Consider the following 18,050-nt stretch of genomic DNA (forward strand, 5'->3'; position numbering starts at 1 on the left):
TTTCAATAAAATGCAGGAAGGGAAATCCGTTTCCTTCGTTTATTTTTTAGTAATGGCGTACACAATTGCCGCACTGGTTTGGTGGGGCATTTTGCTGTTCAGACAAAGTGAACAGATCCGCCGCTTTGAACAACAAAACCTTTCTTTGCGGGTAGACAGCCTCGCACAACCGGTAGAACATCAGCTGCAACTGGAGCGGATCAACAAAGAAGAGCACATGCGCTCTTTTAAATACCTGGGCGAAGGTCTCATCTTTTTAGGAATCATTTTGCTCGGTGCACTTTTTGTTTACAGGGCCGTGTGGAAGTATATGAAGCTCAGCAGGCAGCAACAGAATTTTATGATGGCCGTAACGCATGAATTAAAATCACCTATCGCTGCCGCCAAACTGAACCTCGAAACTATCCGCAAACATAAACTCGACGAAGAAAAACAACTGAAGCTGATCAATAATACCATCCGTGAAACCAACCGCCTCGACCAGCTGTGCAACAACATCCTGCTGGCAGCGCAACTGGAAACACACAAATACCAGGTGTTTAAAGAATACCTGGATTTTTCAGCCCTGATAGAAAACAGTATCAAAGACCTCGATGGCCGCATTGGTACTCATCAGATCATCGCGGATATTTTACCGCACGTGTGGATGGATGGCGATAAGCTGACTTTACAAATTGTACTGAGCAACCTGGTGGAGAATGCCGCGAAATATGCCCCGAAAAACACCACCATCTCTGTAAAACTGTTTGAAAGCAATCAGCAATTGAAATTACAGGTGATCGATGAAGGCCCGGGAATACCGGAAGAAGAGAAAAGCAGGATCTTCCTGAAATTTTACCGCGTGGGCAACGAAAATACCCGCAAGGCAAAAGGCTCCGGCCTGGGCCTGTTCCTGACCGCCAAAATCGTGGAACAGCACAACGGACGCATTGAAGTGAAAGACAATGTACCTGCCGGTAGCTGCTTTGAAATATCCTGGCCTGAATATTCCGTGCAAACGGCGTAAATTAGATGACGGATTGATGAATACCGGAATCCGGATTCGATGTAAAAATCAAACAATAACACATGAAGGAAGCGACAAAGGCATCAATACTGCTGGTGGAGGATGAAGAAAATCTCCAGGAAGCCCTGAAGCTGAACCTGGAGCTGGAAGGTTACGAGGTCACCGCAGTGGACAACGGCACTGCTGCTCTCAAAGCAGTAAAAAACGAATATTTCGATCTCATTATACTGGACATCATGTTGCCTGAAATGGATGGCATCGCAGTATGCGAAAACATCCGTATTCAGAATAATGAAATTCCTATCCTTTTTCTGAGCGCCAAAAACAGCAGCGCCGACCGCGTACTGGGCCTCAAAAAAGGCGGCGATGATTATATGACCAAACCCTTTAACCTGGAAGAACTCCTGTTAAGGGTGGAAAAACTCATCGTAAAAAATAAGAAGATCCAGGACAAAGACAGCGTACCCAACGTATACCGCTTCGGCGATAATGTAATCGACTTCGCCGCACAGGAATGCGTTGGTAAAGATGGTAAACACTACGAACTGAGTAAGAAAGAAGCTATGCTGCTGAAACTGCTCATCGAAAACAAGGGAGAAGTAGTTACCCGCGAAAAGATCCTCCAGGTGGTTTGGGGTTATAACGTATATCCTACCACGAGGACCATCGATAACTTTATCCTCAATTTCCGTAAATATTTTGAAGAAGATAGCCGGAACTCCCGCTACTTCCACTCCGTAAGAGGGGTAGGCTATAAGTTCACGGAAGCCTAGATACCAGGCATTTGGCAAATGCAGCAGTAGATAAGTATACGCATCTTTGCTGTATTTGCTAAACGCTAAATGCTAATAGCAAACAGCCACTTTTCACCTTATTCTCCCCACTTTCCTGTAAAATCCGACCTCGTAGTAAATCCCACTTTATATTGGAGATTAATTAGCCGATATTTATTGCGCTTATAAGAGTAGAGAAGAAGTATACTTCCTATAAACCTAATTAGTGGCACATTATACCGATATCGTCTTTGCTGCGGAGTGGCCCTTCTGGCTGTTTTTTTTGTTAAGTCTCGTTACCCTAATAGTATTTTTTACCCTGCGGGAAAGAAGAATCAGGAGAGCCTCAGCGAAAGAAATCACCAAGAACCATGCGTTGATTAACCTGGAACTCCATGCTTTCCAGGCGCAGATGGACCCGCATTTTATTTTTAATAGCCTCAACGCTATCCACCACTATATCCTTACCACCAGTACGGACATGGCTTCCCTTTATCTTACCCGCTTTTCCCGCCTCATGCGCCTCATGATCGGTAATTTCAATAAAGAATGGATCTCCCTCCAGGATGAACTGGATGCCCTGGAACTATATATACAGCTGGAACAGCTGCGCTTTGATGAACAATTCAAGTACCAGCTCATCGTAACGCCGGAAGTAAACCGGCAGTTTACCCTCATCCCTCCCCTGATCATCCAGCCCTATGTGCAATATGCCATCTGGCACAGGATCCTGCTGCGCCCCGAGAAATCGGGCGGACTACTCCGGATCACCATCTCCAAAGAAAATGACCGGCTCCAGATCCAGCTGGAAGATAATGGCATACTGATCACCGAAATGCTGGACGGCACCGGCGAACGACAGGCTTCCGGTATCGATATCGCTTCGGAACGGCTTTATATGATGAGCGAGAAATATCAGATGCAGGCCAGTATAAAAGCCCTGCAGATGTATGATGAAGAGCGCGAGCCCTCTGGCAACCGCCTTATTATCAGCATGCAACATGTAGCCGCCCGCCAATCCCTGGCCGGGTAGGCTTAAATTGGAAATGTCCGCTAAATTGCTTAATTTCTACATGGATTTAATAGAATCAATGACCATATACTTTCCTACAACAGTAAATCTGAAACTACCTTTCATAATCTGATCTCAAATGCGTACCATTATCGTGGACGACGAGAAGCATAGTCGGGATGCACTGCACATGATGTTAGAGAGGTATTGCCCGCACGTTTCTGTACAAGCCGTTTGCAGCAGTGGTCCTGAAGCCCTGACTGCCATTCATGAACTACATCCCGAACTGGTATTCCTGGATATCGAAATGCCGGGAATGGATGGTTTCCAGGTGCTGGAAGCCTGTGAATATCATTCCTTTGCCGTTATCTTCATTACTGCGTATGATCAATATGCCTTGCAGGCAATTCATCACAGCGCGTTAGACTATCTCCTGAAACCTATCGACAGCCAGGAACTGAAAGATGCAGTGGAAAAAGCCGGCTCCCAATCTACACTCGTTACCGCGGGAAAAGTAGATGACCTCCTCCACTTTTTGCAACAGCACCTCAACCAGGACGAACGACTGGCACTGCCTACCTCAGATGGCCTGCGCATGGTGGTTGCGAAGAATATTATTTATTGCAGAGGCGCCGGCATGCAAACCCGGTTGCATTTACAGGAGCCGGAGAAGCCCGTGATGGTATGCCGCACACTTGTGGAAATGGAGCAATGGCTGGCCGATAAAGGATTTTTCCGCGTGCACAGCAGCTTCCTTATCAACCTGTCTTTTATGGAGAAATATATTAAAGGAGATGGCGGGGAGATCATCATGTCTGATGGCTACAGCGTGCCACTGGCACGGGATAAGAAACAGGATTTTCTGCAACGCATCGAAAGACTATAACCGTTTGATATAATTACAACTGATCCAGCCGTTTTTTCCATCAGCCAGTTCAATTTTACAGAAGTCGCGCGTGGCATCGGTGATACGCACTTTCATGCCCTCTCCCACCTCAAAAGCATCCTTGCTGTTTTCGTCTGGCGATGTTTTCGCCCGGATGTTACCATTCATTACAACTCCTGCTTCATGGTTATTGGACCACAGGTAAGTATCTACAGACATGATCAGGTATAACGCACACAATACTCCCAACACATAAGTGCCCCAGCGTAAAAATTTGTTTCTCCATCCGGGGATATATACATTGAGCATAACAGCCGCAATAAACAGCCAGAAAAAGAGGATGGTGCCTATTGCCCAGCCATTGGCTTTATGAAGATGTTGGAGCTGTAACCACCACTGCTGAAAAAATACCATCGGCAACTCTTCCACAAAACCATTCACTTTCTGATTAGCGATAGCAAGGTTATGTTTCACCGCAGCGTCGTTGGGCGACAGCTGCAGTGCTTTCTCATAGTTATAAACAGCCTGCCCGGTTTTACCTGCTTTATACCAGGCATTGCCGGCGTTGAAGTAAAGTGCTTTCTGTGTATGACCTTCATCCAGCAACTGCTGGTAAACCCTGGCGGCTTCTGTAAACTTACTCTGGTTAAAGAGCTTGTTCGCATCTTCAAACCGTTGTTGCTGATTCTGTGGCGGCGTTTGTGCACGGCTCAGGGTAACAGAGAGCAGGCATATAGCAGCCAATAATACCGGTTTTATTTTTCTGTAGTTCAGCATTTCGCCTTTCGTTAAATAGTTAGTTCTTCAACGCATCTTCCAGGTTGGTGATGATGCTCACCGCCTGTTCGTATGTACCCTGCATTTTACGGTTATCCTGTCCGGGTGCATACAAGGCCACTTCACAATTATCGATCAGGGCAAACAGGTCGTGCGTATTGCTGCCGTTGATATGACGGGCGCTCAGCTTATCCTGTATCAGTTGTTTACTGAGATCGGCCATTGGGATTTTCAGTTTGGAACTGAGATACCCCCAAACGGCGCGCGAAGTTTCCTCATAAAATGCTTTGTCCTTGCCTTCTTTCAGGTAACGCGCGGCCAGTTCCAGTCTTTTCAGTGCTACCTTATTGGCGTAGCGGTGTTTCAGCACAGCTGCATTGGTAGTGTTATAGTCCCTGCGGCGTTTGTAGAAAATAATCCCTGCGGCTATCAGCAGCGGTAATAACAACAGGATGTAGAACAATGGGCTGAGAATAAACCAGCTGTGATTACGTGTCCAGTCGAGGATACCGGTTTCATTTTTCACCAGTTCATTTTTACCGGTGCCATAATCCTGTTTATCCTGCTTAATATGTTTGCCTTGTTCGATATGGATATCGAAAGGTTGGGAACGGAGTGTTTTATAGGTGTTGGCTGCGGGATCGAAGTAAGAGAATTCTACTGCCGGGATGGTATGATCGCCGGCTTCCTGTGGCATCAGCACATATTCAAAAGTACGGCTGCCGGAAAGCGGGTTGCTGTTCTTTTCTATGTCGTCGGTTACTTTCGGATCATATTTTTCAAACCCGGTAGGTGTTTCAACCTTAGGGGAATTCAGCAGGTTTACATTACCCTGTCCGCTGATGGTAACCTTCAGGGTGAGGGCGTCATCAGTGGTCAGTTTCTTTTTATCCACTACGGCAGTCATGTTAAATTTACCCACTGCGCCATTGTAGCTGAGGGGGCGCCCGTCAACCGGAACGGGTTTAACATTGATCTTTATCGGGTTGCTCTGAATTTTGTAGGGAACATCCTGGTATTCCACTTCCGGGCGGTTAAAGAAATCATCAAAGAAAGGATCTCTGAATGCCGGGTCATTGAAGAAATCTTCAAAAGGATCCCTGCCCCTGCTGCCGCCTTTTTTGCTCACCATTTTCACAAGGCGTACCTGGTTATCCACTTCTACAGGATCCAGTTCCAGGGCGCCTGATTGCAGTGGGAAAAGCAGTGTTTTGCGGATGGTAAATACTTTATACGGAATGCCGTTTACCCTTTCTTCTGTAGCCTGTGGCGGGTTTGGCAGCTCAATATCTTTAGCGGAAAATCCTTTGAATGCGGGTACTTTGGTAACGCTGGAATTGGTAGGGAGACGGGTAAAAAGTTTATACGTGGCCGTTAGTTGCTCGCCTTCGTATAAATTGGTTTTATCTACTTCAACCTTCAGGAAAATATTCTTCTTTAGTTTTTCATTGATGTCTTCTCCTTTCTTCAGGATACCTTCCTGGATATCTTCATTACCACCGGATGGTCCGCGGTGTGGCGGATAGCCGGCAGAGGGAGGCGCTGCCTGCTGCTGTTGCTGTGCATTGCCTTTTCTGACTTCAATTAAAACCGGGTTTGATTTAACGATGTTTCCATTTACGCGGGCCTGGGCGCCGGCGATGGTAAAGCTGCCCACATGTTTGGGTTGCAGCAGGTAACTTAGTGCAATGTATTCAGACCGTTTTCCATTGAAAATAGATTGACCCTGCATTTGAGAAGGGCCCTGTAGTACTTCAAAATCCTTGAAACTGGGGGGAGTAAAGCTGGAGACGTTTACGCCGTTTTCCAGCATAAACTGGATCTGGAATGGTTCATCCTGCGTCACGGCATTATTGCTCACAGTGGTAGTAAAGCGGAATTCCTGTGCGTGGGCACAAGCTACCAGTCCTATACAAATCAAAATGGCGTAAATACACTTCCTTATGCAAAATCTGTACATCATAATTATGTCAACAAATTTAACCAAAGCCGCGCCGGAAGCGCTGTAAGGCCCCGTTAAAAGTTAGTTAAAACATTTTAATATGTTCTTATTTAGTTATCTGGAGAAAGAACAATTTCTACCCACTAAAAAGCCAATATAATAAGATGTTTAAATATCTCCCAACATGGGTCTCAGTACAATTTCCTCAACAACGGTTTGTTTGGCCATTGTCCAGGCGGCCCATATCACGCTGGCAATATCTTCGGGGGGCATCATTCTGTCGGGAGGCGCGTCAAAGCCTTCCCAGGAAGCGGTTAAAGTAGGGCCCGGGCTTACCGCCGAAACCCCGATGTAGTGCGACTTAAGCTCTTCCCGCAGGTTTTTTGTAAAACCGAGCAGGGCGTATTTGGTAATACTGTAAGCACCGCCGTTGGGGTATGCACGGTAGCTGGCAGTGGAACACATGTTAAAAATATATCCTTTACGCCGGGCGATCATAGCGGGTAATAATGCCCTGGTAAGATGATAAGCGCTGTATACATTCACCGCCATCATCTTTTCCAGTAGCCCCTCTTCTTCCTGGTGAAGGGCGCCCGGCACAAAAATACCGGCATTGTTCACCAGTATATCCACCTGCGGAAATGCTGCGTTAACTTTATCTGCAAAAGCCAGTACCTGTGCTTTATCTCCCATATCCACCACCTCTGCCAGCACGCTTACCGCCGGGTTTTTCCGCTGAATATCCGCTTGGGCCAAAGCCAGTGTATCTGCATGTCTCGCACAAATGGCCACATTAAATCCTTCCAGCGCCAGTTTTTCCGCTATAGCCTTTCCGATCCCCTTGCTGGCGCCCGTAATTACTGCATTCATAGTTTCTTTCATTAATGCAGTAAAATAAGGAATTTACTTTGAATACACCGGCGCCTTTCAACCATCTCTGAGGTATTTTGTACCTTTGCGCAGTCATGAAATACAAACATCTTTTCTTTGACCTGGATCATACCCTCTGGGACTTTGAAACAAATGAACAGGAAACTTTGCTGGAGCTGTACAACAGCCATGCTTTAGAGAGCAGGGGAATACCATCTTTTGAGGCGTTTTCCGTTTCTTATGTGGAGCATAATGAACGCCTGTGGGATCGCTTCCGCAAAGGATTTATCACCCGCCGTGAACTGCGCGATAAACGCTTCCGTCTTACGCTGATCGATTTTAAAATAGGAGATGAGAAACTGACCCAGAAAATCAGCGATGAATTCCTGGAAATACTGCCGTATAAAAAAGCATTATTCCCTGAAACAAAGGAAACACTGGAATACCTGGCAGCAAAGGAATACCCCATGCACATGATCACCAACGGTTTCGAGGAAACACAGTTGCTGAAAATGAAAAATGCGGGAATTGATCATTATTTCACACATATCGTTACATCAGAAGTGGCGGGAAGCTTAAAGCCTTACCGGGAAATTTTTGATTATGCCATCGGCAAAGCCAATACCAGCGCTACAGAGAGTATTATGATCGGAGATGCAATGGAGCTGGATATCAAGGGCGCCCACGGTGTGGGAATGGACCAGGTATATTTTAACCCGGCTAAACCACCAGTGGATTTTCAACCTACTTATGTGATCGGGCACCTTCGGGAGCTGAGAAATATTCTGTAAAAAAGAAGGAGATGTGGATAACCGCATCTCCTTCTTTCTTTATTGTGCTTTCGCTTTTGTTTTGGTAGCGGCAGCCATTCTCAGGCTGGCGGTTTTAGACGGCTGCTGACAACAGCTTTTACCTTTGGCAGTAGTTTTACACGAGGCAGCGGAACAATCCTTTTTCGTTTTGGCAGCTGCTTTGGTTTTTTCCTGTGCCAGCGCTACGCCTGCTATCAGCAGTAATGCGGCGATGCCGGTAAAAGCTTTCTTTATCATAAAATGCCGTTTAGCTATTAAAGATACTAGATTTTGGCAATAACTGTAATACCGCCCTGTACCACCTGTTCCAGCTGTACCGCTACTTCCGTACCGATAGGCAGGTAAAGATCCACACGGGAGCCGAACTTGATAAAGCCCATTTCTTCATTCTGACCTACTTCCATGCCTGGTTTCAGGTAATTCACAATTCTGCGGGCCAGTGCGCCGGCGATTTGTCTTACCAGGATATCCGTTTTACCGTTGCCGATTACCACGGAATGCCTTTCGTTTTCGGTGGAAGACTTTGGATGCCAGGCCACCAGGTATTTACCGGCGTGGTATTGCGACAGCTTCACGGTACCCCTGATAGGGTTCCGGTTTACATGCACGTTGGCAGGGCTCATAAAAATAGACACCTGCAAACGCTTATCCTTGAAATACTCCGGCTCATATACTTCTTCAATTACCACTACTTTACCATCGCAGGGAGAAACCACCAGCGAATCACCTGTTGTATATTGGCGGGAGGGAATACGGAAGAATGAAACGATGAACAGGAAGAACGCAATGGAGATAATGGATACCGTCCAGCACAGCGCCGGCGCGTTACCGAACCAATAAAATACTGCTCCGTTTATTAACGCCAGTACCAGGAATACAAGGGAAATGGTAGCAAATCCTTCACGATGGATCTTCATTGTTTTTTTATTAGATGATTGATTTATGTGTTTAATCTTGATGCGAAGTTACTTCAATTCAGTTTTTTTTCGCATACGAATGTTACGTTAGTGCATCATAAAGAACTGAACGTAGATCCAGGCGAAGGGAGCCGCCAGCAGCAGTGAATCGAACCGGTCCATGAAACCGCCATGGCCGGGCATAATCCGGCCGGAATCCTTCACGCCGGCCATCCTTTTCAGTTTGGATTCTATCAGGTCGCCGATGGTACCGAATATGGCGGCAATGAGGGCCAGCGCTATCCAGTGTTGCAACGCGAGGTACTGATAGCCCCAGAAATGGCCATAAATGCCGGCAGTGGCTACCGCGAGGATCATTCCACCAACCGTGCCTTCAATGGTTTTTTTAGGGGAAATAGCAGGGGCAAAAGGCGTACGCCCTATCAGCGACCCTACTATATAAGCCATTGTATCGTTAATCCAGATGAATATGATGAGCAGCAAAGGAATAAGCCAGCCGGGAGCGGTACCTACGTTTTCCGGGGCATAGTGAATGTTGATAGCATTCATCCGGATATGGATCAGCAACCCAAACGGGATGATCACATACAGTAACCCGATAGCCGAGTAGCCTATATTCTTTAAAGAGAAATCTTTACTCATTAACACTTCTCCCAAAGGCATCACCAACAGGAAAATAACGGCTGTCCACCAGCCAATAAGCCCGGTGGGGATGCCGCCTATCTGAAAATTATCTCCGGTAAAAGTAAGCAGGATAGCGGCTCCTGCAATGGTAGCACCCCATTTATGCCAGGATGAAACACCGGCATAATCGGCATCTATTCCACGCAGCAGCCTGAAATATTCCTGGAGGGCAAAACAGCCTATCAGGAAGAAAAGCAGGAAAAAAGTATAGTCGGCCCATAGGATCCCTCCCAGCATTACTGCCACAAACACAAGCGCAGAGGCAGTGCGGGTGAAAAATGTCTTCATTATGGTTATATCTGTTGATTAAGTTCTACCCGCAAAAGTGGATAAAAATACCCTACGGAGCAAATCCCGTTCAGGGAACTGCCGGGAGGGCGCCACCCGCGGGTGCTGTCACTTATTCTTCCCCTTCTATTTGATTCGGATCGCCGGTGGGCAGATTGTTATGATTGTGCACCAGGTCTTTGGCTAATTTTTCCATCGATTCATGCACATACAGTTCCACCTGTCCCGGCAGGGTGATATTGTAAGAAGACGACTGACGGTTGAGCAGCACCGCCTCAATGTCATTATCCAGTAACATACCTTTTACTATCTCGGCTTCAAAGGGCCTGTCGCTCGAAAAAATTTTAACCCAGTCTTTTTCCATAATGATTGTTTTAGTGTCTTTTATTAAGATTACAAATTTTCGTCTGTTCCAATTTCGTCCACTTCTTCCTCATCTTTTTTACTCACCGGGTCTGTCATCAACATGGGTGTTGATTTTTTACTTAACGCCCAAAACAGCCCAATGGTTACGGGAACGCTTAAGGCAATATAATACCATGCCACGGGTGTGTTTTTCATGGGATCATCCTTTATCGTCCCGTGCTGGAACAGGTACAGCAGGGTTACCTGCAGCCCGTTGTTCAGGATATGTGCGAAGATGCTTAACCACAGGTTGCCACTGATAACATAGATAGCTCCCAGCGCAAAACCCATTAATACGCGGGGCAGAAAACCCAGCATTTCGCCGTGGATCGCGCTGAATAAGATGGAGGTGATAAATACACTCAGCCATACCTTCCCGGTAGCTTTAATAATGAGCCGTTGTAAAACGCCGCGGAAAAACAGTTCTTCCGCAATAGCCGGTACAATGGCCACCAGTACCAGGTTGATGAAAAGATCCTTCAGGGTAGGCATCTTCAGCATAACCCCCAGCAGTTTTTCCGCCATATCCTGGAGGTCACGGGCTGATTGGGAAATCGGCCAGGTTTCGTTCCATTCACCCAGGAGGCTGGCTAAGGGCAAACTACCGTACATGGCCAGCAGCGCCAGTATAACCTGCAACCCGCCAGGCGTTTTAAGCCCCAGGTATTTCAGCGGATAAGGCTGCCACAGGTAGGCAAAAAGCGCCGCTGGTACAAAGAAGGCGACTACGGTATAAAGGAATTGTGTTATTTTCAGATAGCCGATCGAGTTAGGGTCTGTAAGCGTACCGGTTTGAAGCGCTTCCAGTGTTTGACCGGTAACACCCGGCGTAATCGCCTGAAGCGCATAAAGGTACAGGGCAAAGAACCCAAAGGAAAAGCCCAGGAAAGAGACAAACTGCAATGAAACGGGCGACTGCTTCAGATAACCGGACATAAGAAGATACTGTATTTTTTTGCGTAAATTTACAGCGCGAAATTAAGTTTTTGCAGATGCTTACCGCTTACCGCAACTGCTGAACGATAGCCGTTACTGCAAAGAAATCCTGCTTGTAAAAGAAATAGTATATAAAATATTAAAATAATAACTCCGGCAAAAGCTGCTGTGGTTATATAAATTATGGTGAAGATAGGAAATATTGAATTGGGAGAATTCCCTTTATTACTGGCGCCCATGGAAGATGTGAGCGATCCGCCTTTTCGTGCGGTGTGCAAGGATAATGGGGCCGATCTCATGTATACTGAGTTCATATCTTCGGAAGGACTGATACGTGACGCCATCAAAAGCCGCAAAAAACTGGATATTTTCGACTACGAACGTCCGGTAGGAATCCAGATTTTCGGCGGAGATGAAGAATCCCTGTCGCTGGCCGCGCAAATTGTGGAAGCCACTAATCCTGATCTGCTGGATATCAACTTCGGCTGCCCGGTTAAAAAGGTAGCCTGTAAAGGCGCCGGCGCCGGCATCCTGAAGGATATTCCTAAAATGGTAAAACTTACGGCCGCCGTAGTAAAGGCAACCAGGTTGCCGGTAACCATTAAAACCCGCCTCGGCTGGGACGACGACACCAAAAATATTGAAGACGTAGCGGAAAGGCTCCAGGATGTAGGAATCAAAGCCCTTACCATTCATGGCCGTACACGTACCCAGATGTATAAAGGCAGCGCCGACTGGACCCTCATCGGAAAAGTAAAAAACAATCCACGCATACAAATTCCTATCTTTGGTAACGGTGACATATGTACGCCGGAACAGGTAATTGCTGCCAGGCAGAAATATGGCGTGGATGGTGTTATGATCGGAAGAGCCGCCATCGGCTATCCATGGATTTTCAGGGAGATCAAGCATTTTATGAAGACGGGCGAACATTTACCCCTGCCAACTGTTTTGGAAAGAGTAGAAGTTTGCAAAAAACACCTTCACCAGTCAGTTGCCTGGAAAGGTGAAGTAGTAGGCATACTGGAAATGCGCCGGCATTATACAAATTACCTCAAAGGTTTGCCGCATATAAAGGAATTCAGACAACAATTAGTAACTTACAATACATTAGCTGAGATTGAGGAAGTACTAGACGCGGTTGTGTTACAATACAAGGACCATATATTCGAGAGGGCCGCTCCCCAATTAGCTGCACACGATTTTCTGCCGGCTGATAATGAAATGGCCGGTTGTAACGTTTACGGATAAACGGATTACCCCAGGATATAAAAAAAATAAAAATTACTTTCACATGACCACAATTAAAAATCTGAAAAATGAAGTCTGGAAAGACTTACAGATTAAAAACAAATCTGCCCTGCGTAAAAAATACGCCGTTTCAAACATGGGGAGAGTGATCAGTTATCATGAAAGTACCGAAGATGGTAAGCTGCTCACGGGGTCTACCGTAGAAGGCTATACGGTATTAAACGTAAAGCCTGCAGATAGCTACCAGTCACTCTACCTTCACCGGGAAGTGGCGAAACTTTTCAGCAAAAAAGGAGGACGGGCACATAAATATGTGATACACCTGGACTACGATAAAAAGAATAATAAAGCCTCCAACCTCCAATGGGCCACCAAAGAGGAAATGGAAGAACATCAGCAAAAAAGCCCCGCCAAGCTTGCCTATAAGGAAAAGCAACGCAACCGCGTGAAAGGACTCAAACTGAATGTTACCAAAGTAAAGAGCATCAAACGCCTGCTGAATAAACCCGGCAAGAAAACAATGAAGCAAATCGCTGAACAGTTCGATATCAGTGAAATGCAGCTCTACCGCATTAAAAGCGGTGAAAACTGGGGGCACGTTACACTGGATTAAAGCCTGGTTTACCAGGACTGATCATATATGATGTTGTCTGACAATGGCCATACCAACCGTATGGCCATTGTTACTTGGCAACTTATTACGTATAGTGTCCACCGTTAGAGCACGCCTCTGCTCATTTCCCCCAATACCCTCCGGTAATGGGCGCTATCCTGCAACACCGGCTCATATCCCAGCAATATCACCTGTTTTCGTGCACGCGACAACGTTACCAGCAACTTCCGGTCTACCTCTATCACCTCTTCTTCCCAGTTAAACTGCCCCAGGCATTGCAACGTTTGCACCTGCGCCGCATGATATACCGCCAGCGATACAATGATAATATCGTTTTCAGAACCCTGGAACCGCTCTACCGTATCAATATTGATGTCCTGCAGTGCTTCATCATCCGCAATCAACTCCCGGATAAGACTGATCTGCGTTCGCCACGGCGTAACCACCCCCACCGTATCTTTGCTGAAACCCGCGCCGTAACGCTCCTTCAGGTGACGCAGCAGCGATACCACCCACTTCGCCTCCGTTCTGTTCATCTTGGAACTCGGCTCATAGGGACTGCCAATAAATATTTTTCTTCCTAAAGACAAAACCCGCTCCCATCCCAAATTTTCATGACCGGTGTATAAATCGAAACTGGCTTTTTGCTCTTCCCTTCCGGAAGATAACTGCCCCGCATAGTAATGATTTACCAATGCTGCGATGTTGTCGTGCATCCGGAAGTGCGTATTCAACATACCCCAGGCATGGCGCCAGTGGCTGGTTTTACAGCGTTGTATCAGCCGCTCAAAAATAGAGGTTCGCAAATCCCGGATACCCAGCTCCTGTAAACAGGGCGCTTTCACCTGGCAGAAATATTCTTCCTGCGCCACCACCGGCGGCAACTGGTTCTGATCCCCTATCAGGATAAATTTACGGAAGGGCATCAGCAGCCCCAGGAGCTGCGGCTCTGTTAACTGCGAAGCTTCATCCACAATTAAGGTATCGGTAGGAATCCCCATCATCGTGAGCTGCTCCAGCCGGGTAGCCATAGTGGCTACCGTGGCAACAAATACGCGGTGACTGGTAATATAATTGCGCGCTTCATCCAGCGAGCCTTCCAGGCAATATTGCCGGAGGGTAAGCGAGGCGTCTGAGTTACGCCCGCCCATACGCAGGTGCGTAATATTTTTAGCCGTCAGCTTATGGCATATTTCTTCTACTGCCTTGTTGGTAAAGGCAACAATGATCACATAGTGATCCTGTTTTACCATCTCCCCCACTACAGTTGTAAGCATGGAAGATGTTTTACCGGTGCCCGGCGGCCCCTGTAACAGGTAATAATCCTGCGCCTCCAGGGCATGCTTCACCAGCTGTTCCTGGTTAGGGTTAAACATGGCCGGTGTGGTGTGCTGCAAAGGGTACCAGCGGGGCGTGGCGAGGCCCAGCAGCATATTGGTACGCTCCCGGTAAAGCGGGGAAATCACATGGAAAAGCGAAGCTGCCGCTATCCAGTAGTTGGATTCGTAAATATCATGTTCTATGATCCACTCATCAAATTGGCGGAAAAAGTCGAGCGTCATCTGCCGGTTATTCAGGGAGAAGCTTAGCTGGTTTTTTCCGAGATCTTCTATCCTGCCCTTCAGCAGCTGTTGTTGTAAAGGCTGTAATTCCGTGCTGGTACGCGGATAAATGATAGCGGTATCTCCCTTCCGGAAGTTATGGCTAACGGGAACGACTATATCAAATAACACGGAACTGTTAACGGTGTCAAATTCCCGGAAGCGTAGCCCCGGTATAATATTGAAGCGGGAAAGTTTATCTTTTTCCTGTTGCAGCCATAGCGCTGCAAAGCCGTCGGCATCTTCCTCCCGGTTAATTTCTGAAAACATCCCGCATTTTGCCTGGAGATATTCCCGCAGCATAAAGGCCAGGAACTCGTGGTAGTAGGCTTTTGCTACCGGGGGCGCCGTTTGCCAGGCTTGTTCAAAAGTGGTGAAATGCGCCGCGCTGAAGGAAGGCAGGCCAAGCGCCGCTGCGGTGGTGATGGTGGACAGTATTTCAAATTCCCCTCCTGCAAGCCGCAGCAGCATCCCCACCACTTCGTTGCGTAACAGCAGTAAATCATTTTCGGTGTGATGGGTACTGCTCACGTTCCGCAGCGGATTGGTGGTAGCGGCTGAATACAGGATGGCAGAACTCCCCTTGCGTTGCCGGCCAAAAGCAGAGCGCAGCAGAAGGTTATAGCCCACTACCTGCATTTCGTGGTTCTTCCAGGTATTGAAGTCGGGGCATTTCCCGCTTTTCAGTTCAAAAATTTCCTTCCGGTATTCATCGGTGTCATCTTCCGCCATGAGATCCAGTCGCCCTTGCAAGCCGTACTGGGCAGAGAAAAAGGTGGGTTCTATCCTCACCGGTTTATCTTGTAGTTCCTTTACGGTATTATGCAGGTTGCCCCAGTGTTGTTGCCGGATGTCGCGGAACATTTCGTTGATCTTCTCCCGGCCGTAAGCGGCTGCCTGCAGCACGTTTTCGGCCACTGCTTCCACAAATGAGCTTTTGAAATCTATTTCCCTGTTGCGGAGCATTTCATCCAGCAGGGCATTTACCAGGTTTCCTTTAAATGCTGCCGGGCTGGATTGCTGGGGAGTGAGTTTTTTAACAAGATATAATAACCGGTTAGGTCCTTTATGGGTGAAGCATTCTGCCAGGTCGCTGATATCTATCAGCAGGTCAGGCTCCAGCACCACCTGGCTTTCGCTGGTGGTGGTGTATTCGTGTCCGCTGGCGCCCTGGCGGCAGTGGAGTACATGAATGGTGTCGTAAGGCCGCAGCAGGCCATGCAGGGATATTACTGCTACAGGATCCATATGTTCCAGCAGCAGTTGAAAATCGCCCTGCTCATCATTTTTCACATCCAGCAGCAGGGTGTATTTTCCCAGCGCGCTGGCGGTAAGTGTGCCTACGGTGGTAACCATGCATTTCAGCAGTGCCAGGCTGCCGGGGCGGTGTTGCCATGCGAGCGATAATTTATGTGATCCCGTGGGGGCGTACAGCGCGGTAAGTTCTGCCGGCGGCGTTGCCTGATAGCACCAGGCAACAGATTCTGTAAGGGCTTTGATACACAGGAGGTGTTCTGCGTCCTGCAGGGGAAACATACCCCGTGTAGCCTTGTTGGTTAGTATGCGTAGTGCTGTCAGCTGCTGATGGATGTCCGGCGGAACGGATTGCCGGTCAAAATAAAACTGCATGCGTGCAAACAGGTTCCCGAAAGAGCGGGTTTCCTTGCGGGTCAGTTCCCGGAAAAGGATCTCCAGGATCTGTTTATAGTGACGGGTTTTATCTTCCGTATCCGGAATGCTGTGGGCTTCTTTTATCCTGGCGTAAAACGCAGTTGCTGTCTGTAATGCCTGCATGTCCGCAAGTTAATGAATCGTTGCCGTTTGCATGGATGCAGCATTTGTTATACCTTTCTTACGATTTATAATGTAATCTTCATTTTTTATGTCAGCCAAAAAAATAGCCATTATAGGTGGAGGAAATCTGGGATCGGCCATCGCCCAGGGATTGCTGAAGAGCGGGTTTTCAAAGGCCGGCGATATCATTGTTACCAAGCGTAACACCAGTACTCTTACAGATCTGCGTGATGCAGGTGTGCGGATAGAAACGGATAATGATATTGCCATCCGCGAAGCGGAAATAATTGTGGTGGCTTTAAAACCGTACAATGTGCGGGAGGTATTGCAGGAGTTCAAGGGTTCCTTTAACCCGGCAAAACATATACTGATCAGCGTGGTTACCGGTGTTAGCATCGACGACCTGGAACATGTGGTACCCGGTATGCCGGTAGTGCGGGCTATGCCTAATACGGCCATTGCTATACAGGAGTCTATCACCTGTATTGCCCATAAACATGCCACCGAAGAGCAGATCCGGTATGTGAAAACGATGTTCGACCAGTTGGGCGCTACAGTAGCCATTGATGAAAAACTGATGGATGCTGCTACTGTGCTGGGCGCCTGTGGTATTGCCTTTGCGCTGCGCTATATCCGCGCAAATATCCAGGGAGGAATTGAAATTGGATTTGATGTGCGTACTGCCAGTTTAATTGCCGCACAAACGGTAAAAGGCGCTGCGGAGCTGCTGATCCGCGAAAGCCGTCATCCGGAAGAAGAAATCGATAAGGTAACCACGCCCAAAGGCTGTACTATTGCAGGTCTTAACGAAATGGAACACCAGGGCTTCAGTTCTTCCCTGATCAAGGGAATTACCGCTTCCTACAATAAAATTGTGAAAGACTAATCTTTACGGGGATACTCGAAGAAGAGGAACTTTTTCTTTGCCAGGTCAAAATCTTTCCAGCTATCGGTGTCTGCCTGGATACCAAAGATACCGGTAGTGGGTACATTATCTATCCTGATTTCTTCGGTGAGGTAGTTGGCAAAATCGGTGATGCCTGGGTTATGGGCAAAGATGGCCACGGCGCCGAAGTCGTCATCAATTTTGGTGATCACCTTCAGAAAGGTGGCAGCGTAGCAGAGATATAGTTCTTCTTCCAGCAGGATAGCCTGTTTGGGATAGCTCCACTCATTTGCCATTATTTTAGCGGTGGATCTGGCTCTTTTGGCGGGGCTGGAAATAATTAATTCCGGTACCATGCCGCGGGTAATAAGGCGTTGCGCCATTTCGGGCGCGTTCGCTTTTCCCCGTTTATTGAGGGGCCGGTCGAAATCATCCATGTCCGGATCGGTCCAGCTGGATTTAGCATGACGTATAAGTAGTAATGTTTTCATGGGCTGAAAACCTATAATTAACTATAACGAAAATACAGATTTTACAGGAAGTTAACTTGTTAGACTTATACAGTCAGAATACGGGAGGTTATTTAAGATAAAATTA

At 47.3% G+C, this 18,050-nt stretch carries 18 protein-coding genes; 8 read left to right on the forward strand and 10 right to left on the reverse strand.

Going from position 1 to position 18,050, the window contains the following annotated elements; translation table 11 throughout:
* Positions 1 to 52: 52 nt before the first annotated feature.
* From PV783_RS03520 to PV783_RS03535, 4 genes are all read left to right on the forward strand, one after another.
* On the forward strand, positions 53 to 1,006 hold the full coding sequence (locus PV783_RS03520; protein ID WP_310219682.1) for a sensor histidine kinase: 954 nt from the start codon (positions 53 to 55) through the stop codon (positions 1,004 to 1,006).
* A 62-nt stretch (positions 1,007 to 1,068) separates the two neighbouring features.
* Positions 1,069 to 1,779 carry a response regulator transcription factor gene (locus tag PV783_RS03525; protein WP_079471554.1) on the forward strand — a complete coding sequence of 237 codons (711 nt, stop codon included), beginning with the start codon at positions 1,069 to 1,071 and terminating at the stop codon, positions 1,777 to 1,779.
* Positions 1,780 to 2,005: 226 nt separating this feature from the next.
* Positions 2,006 to 2,812 (forward strand): sensor histidine kinase, encoded by an 807-nt coding sequence (locus tag PV783_RS03530; RefSeq protein ID WP_336387673.1) that lies wholly within the window; start codon positions 2,006 to 2,008, stop codon positions 2,810 to 2,812.
* Positions 2,813 to 2,930: 118 nt separating this feature from the next.
* Entirely contained in the window at positions 2,931 to 3,677 is a 747-nt protein-coding gene (locus PV783_RS03535; RefSeq protein WP_420987122.1) for a LytR/AlgR family response regulator transcription factor, read from the forward strand.
* On the opposite strand, the gene PV783_RS03540 is transcribed toward PV783_RS03535, so the two are convergent.
* From PV783_RS03540 to PV783_RS03550, 3 genes are all read right to left on the reverse strand, one after another.
* Positions 3,672 to 4,454: a tetratricopeptide repeat protein gene (locus PV783_RS03540; protein ID WP_420987124.1), complete on the reverse strand. Its 783-nt coding sequence runs from the start codon at positions 4,452 to 4,454 to the stop codon at positions 3,672 to 3,674. The genes PV783_RS03535 and PV783_RS03540 overlap by 6 nt on opposite strands.
* Before the next feature lie 19 nt (positions 4,455 to 4,473).
* Positions 4,474 to 6,417 (reverse strand): BatD family protein, encoded by a 1,944-nt coding sequence (locus PV783_RS03545; protein ID WP_420987125.1) that lies wholly within the window; start codon positions 6,415 to 6,417, stop codon positions 4,474 to 4,476.
* 147 nt (positions 6,418 to 6,564) lie between these two features.
* Positions 6,565 to 7,266, reverse strand: coding sequence for an SDR family oxidoreductase (locus tag PV783_RS03550; protein ID WP_420987126.1), 702 nt, complete (start codon positions 7,264 to 7,266; stop codon positions 6,565 to 6,567).
* A gap of 95 nt (positions 7,267 to 7,361) precedes the next feature.
* Between PV783_RS03550 and PV783_RS03555 the strand changes: the two genes are divergently transcribed.
* Positions 7,362 to 8,057 (forward strand): YjjG family noncanonical pyrimidine nucleotidase, encoded by a 696-nt coding sequence (locus tag PV783_RS03555; RefSeq protein WP_079471559.1) that lies wholly within the window; start codon positions 7,362 to 7,364, stop codon positions 8,055 to 8,057.
* 39 nt (positions 8,058 to 8,096) lie between these two features.
* Here PV783_RS03555 and PV783_RS03560 read toward each other — a convergent pair whose 3' ends face one another.
* The 5 genes from PV783_RS03560 to PV783_RS03580 form a co-directional block, all read right to left on the reverse strand.
* Positions 8,097 to 8,315 (reverse strand): hypothetical protein, encoded by a 219-nt coding sequence (locus tag PV783_RS03560; protein WP_079471560.1) that lies wholly within the window; start codon positions 8,313 to 8,315, stop codon positions 8,097 to 8,099.
* A gap of 26 nt (positions 8,316 to 8,341) precedes the next feature.
* Entirely contained in the window at positions 8,342 to 8,995 is a 654-nt protein-coding gene (locus PV783_RS03565) for a phosphatidylserine decarboxylase family protein (RefSeq protein ID WP_079471561.1), read from the reverse strand.
* Between the two features lie 87 nt (positions 8,996 to 9,082).
* Positions 9,083 to 9,967, reverse strand: coding sequence for a phosphatidate cytidylyltransferase (locus PV783_RS03570; protein ID WP_420987129.1), 885 nt, complete (start codon positions 9,965 to 9,967; stop codon positions 9,083 to 9,085).
* A 112-nt stretch (positions 9,968 to 10,079) separates the two neighbouring features.
* Positions 10,080 to 10,331: a DUF2007 domain-containing protein gene (locus PV783_RS03575; protein WP_420987131.1), complete on the reverse strand. Its 252-nt coding sequence runs from the start codon at positions 10,329 to 10,331 to the stop codon at positions 10,080 to 10,082.
* 29 nt (positions 10,332 to 10,360) lie between these two features.
* Positions 10,361 to 11,308 (reverse strand): CPBP family intramembrane glutamic endopeptidase, encoded by a 948-nt coding sequence (locus tag PV783_RS03580; protein ID WP_420987133.1) that lies wholly within the window; start codon positions 11,306 to 11,308, stop codon positions 10,361 to 10,363.
* A 183-nt stretch (positions 11,309 to 11,491) separates the two neighbouring features.
* Here PV783_RS03580 and dusB point away from each other — a divergent pair, with 183 nt between their 5' ends.
* Both dusB and PV783_RS03590 read left to right on the forward strand, forming a co-directional pair.
* A complete protein-coding gene (dusB, locus tag PV783_RS03585; RefSeq protein ID WP_079471565.1) occupies positions 11,492 to 12,559 on the forward strand; it encodes a tRNA dihydrouridine synthase DusB in 1,068 nt (355 codons plus the stop codon).
* A 43-nt stretch (positions 12,560 to 12,602) separates the two neighbouring features.
* On the forward strand, positions 12,603 to 13,172 hold the full coding sequence (locus PV783_RS03590; protein ID WP_079471790.1) for an NUMOD4 domain-containing protein: 570 nt from the start codon (positions 12,603 to 12,605) through the stop codon (positions 13,170 to 13,172).
* 104 nt (positions 13,173 to 13,276) lie between these two features.
* On the opposite strand, the gene PV783_RS03595 is transcribed toward PV783_RS03590, so the two are convergent.
* Positions 13,277 to 16,567 (reverse strand): AAA domain-containing protein, encoded by a 3,291-nt coding sequence (locus PV783_RS03595; protein ID WP_420987134.1) that lies wholly within the window; start codon positions 16,565 to 16,567, stop codon positions 13,277 to 13,279.
* 88 nt (positions 16,568 to 16,655) lie between these two features.
* Here PV783_RS03595 and proC point away from each other — a divergent pair, with 88 nt between their 5' ends.
* Positions 16,656 to 17,453, forward strand: a complete 798-nt coding sequence (gene proC / locus PV783_RS03600; RefSeq protein WP_079471567.1) for a pyrroline-5-carboxylate reductase — start codon at positions 16,656 to 16,658, stop codon at positions 17,451 to 17,453.
* Here proC and PV783_RS03605 read toward each other — a convergent pair.
* The gene (locus PV783_RS03605) at positions 17,450 to 17,944 is read right to left on the reverse strand and encodes a SixA phosphatase family protein (protein WP_079471568.1); all 495 of its coding nucleotides are present in this window, start codon (positions 17,942 to 17,944) and stop codon (positions 17,450 to 17,452) included. The two genes, proC and PV783_RS03605, sit on opposite strands and share 4 nt — an antisense overlap.
* Positions 17,945 to 18,050 lie beyond the last annotated feature (106 nt).

It is taken from the genome of Chitinophaga sp. CC14 (assembly GCF_048957795.1).
Lineage (GTDB): Bacteria > Bacteroidota > Bacteroidia > Chitinophagales > Chitinophagaceae > Chitinophaga > Chitinophaga ginsengisegetis.

What these genes read in the sequence shown, in the direction of transcription:
- PV783_RS03520 (WP_310219682.1), top strand. Translation starts at nt 53, where the DNA reads ATGGCGTACACAATTGCCGCACTGGTTTGGTGGGGCATTTTGCTGTTC.
- PV783_RS03525 (WP_079471554.1), top strand. Translation starts at nt 1,069, where the DNA reads ATGAAGGAAGCGACAAAGGCATCAATACTGCTGGTGGAGGATGAAGAA.
- PV783_RS03535 (WP_420987122.1), top strand. Translation starts at nt 2,931, where the DNA reads ATGCGTACCATTATCGTGGACGACGAGAAGCATAGTCGGGATGCACTG.
- PV783_RS03540 (WP_420987124.1), bottom strand. Translation starts at nt 4,454, where the DNA reads ATGCTGAACTACAGAAAAATAAAACCGGTATTATTGGCTGCTATATGC.
- PV783_RS03545 (WP_420987125.1), bottom strand. Translation starts at nt 6,417, where the DNA reads ATGATGTACAGATTTTGCATAAGGAAGTGTATTTACGCCATTTTGATT.
- PV783_RS03550 (WP_420987126.1), bottom strand. Translation starts at nt 7,266, where the DNA reads ATGAATGCAGTAATTACGGGCGCCAGCAAGGGGATCGGAAAGGCTATA.
- PV783_RS03555 (WP_079471559.1), top strand. Translation starts at nt 7,362, where the DNA reads ATGAAATACAAACATCTTTTCTTTGACCTGGATCATACCCTCTGGGAC.
- PV783_RS03560 (WP_079471560.1), bottom strand. Translation starts at nt 8,315, where the DNA reads ATGATAAAGAAAGCTTTTACCGGCATCGCCGCATTACTGCTGATAGCA.
- PV783_RS03565 (WP_079471561.1), bottom strand. Translation starts at nt 8,995, where the DNA reads ATGAAGATCCATCGTGAAGGATTTGCTACCATTTCCCTTGTATTCCTG.
- PV783_RS03570 (WP_420987129.1), bottom strand. Translation starts at nt 9,967, where the DNA reads ATGAAGACATTTTTCACCCGCACTGCCTCTGCGCTTGTGTTTGTGGCA.
- PV783_RS03575 (WP_420987131.1), bottom strand. Translation starts at nt 10,331, where the DNA reads ATGGAAAAAGACTGGGTTAAAATTTTTTCGAGCGACAGGCCCTTTGAA.
- PV783_RS03580 (WP_420987133.1), bottom strand. Translation starts at nt 11,308, where the DNA reads ATGTCCGGTTATCTGAAGCAGTCGCCCGTTTCATTGCAGTTTGTCTCT.
- dusB (WP_079471565.1), top strand. Translation starts at nt 11,492, where the DNA reads ATGGTGAAGATAGGAAATATTGAATTGGGAGAATTCCCTTTATTACTG.
- PV783_RS03590 (WP_079471790.1), top strand. Translation starts at nt 12,603, where the DNA reads ATGACCACAATTAAAAATCTGAAAAATGAAGTCTGGAAAGACTTACAG.
- PV783_RS03595 (WP_420987134.1), bottom strand. Translation starts at nt 16,567, where the DNA reads ATGCAGGCATTACAGACAGCAACTGCGTTTTACGCCAGGATAAAAGAA.
- proC (WP_079471567.1), top strand. Translation starts at nt 16,656, where the DNA reads ATGTCAGCCAAAAAAATAGCCATTATAGGTGGAGGAAATCTGGGATCG.
- PV783_RS03605 (WP_079471568.1), bottom strand. Translation starts at nt 17,944, where the DNA reads ATGAAAACATTACTACTTATACGTCATGCTAAATCCAGCTGGACCGAT.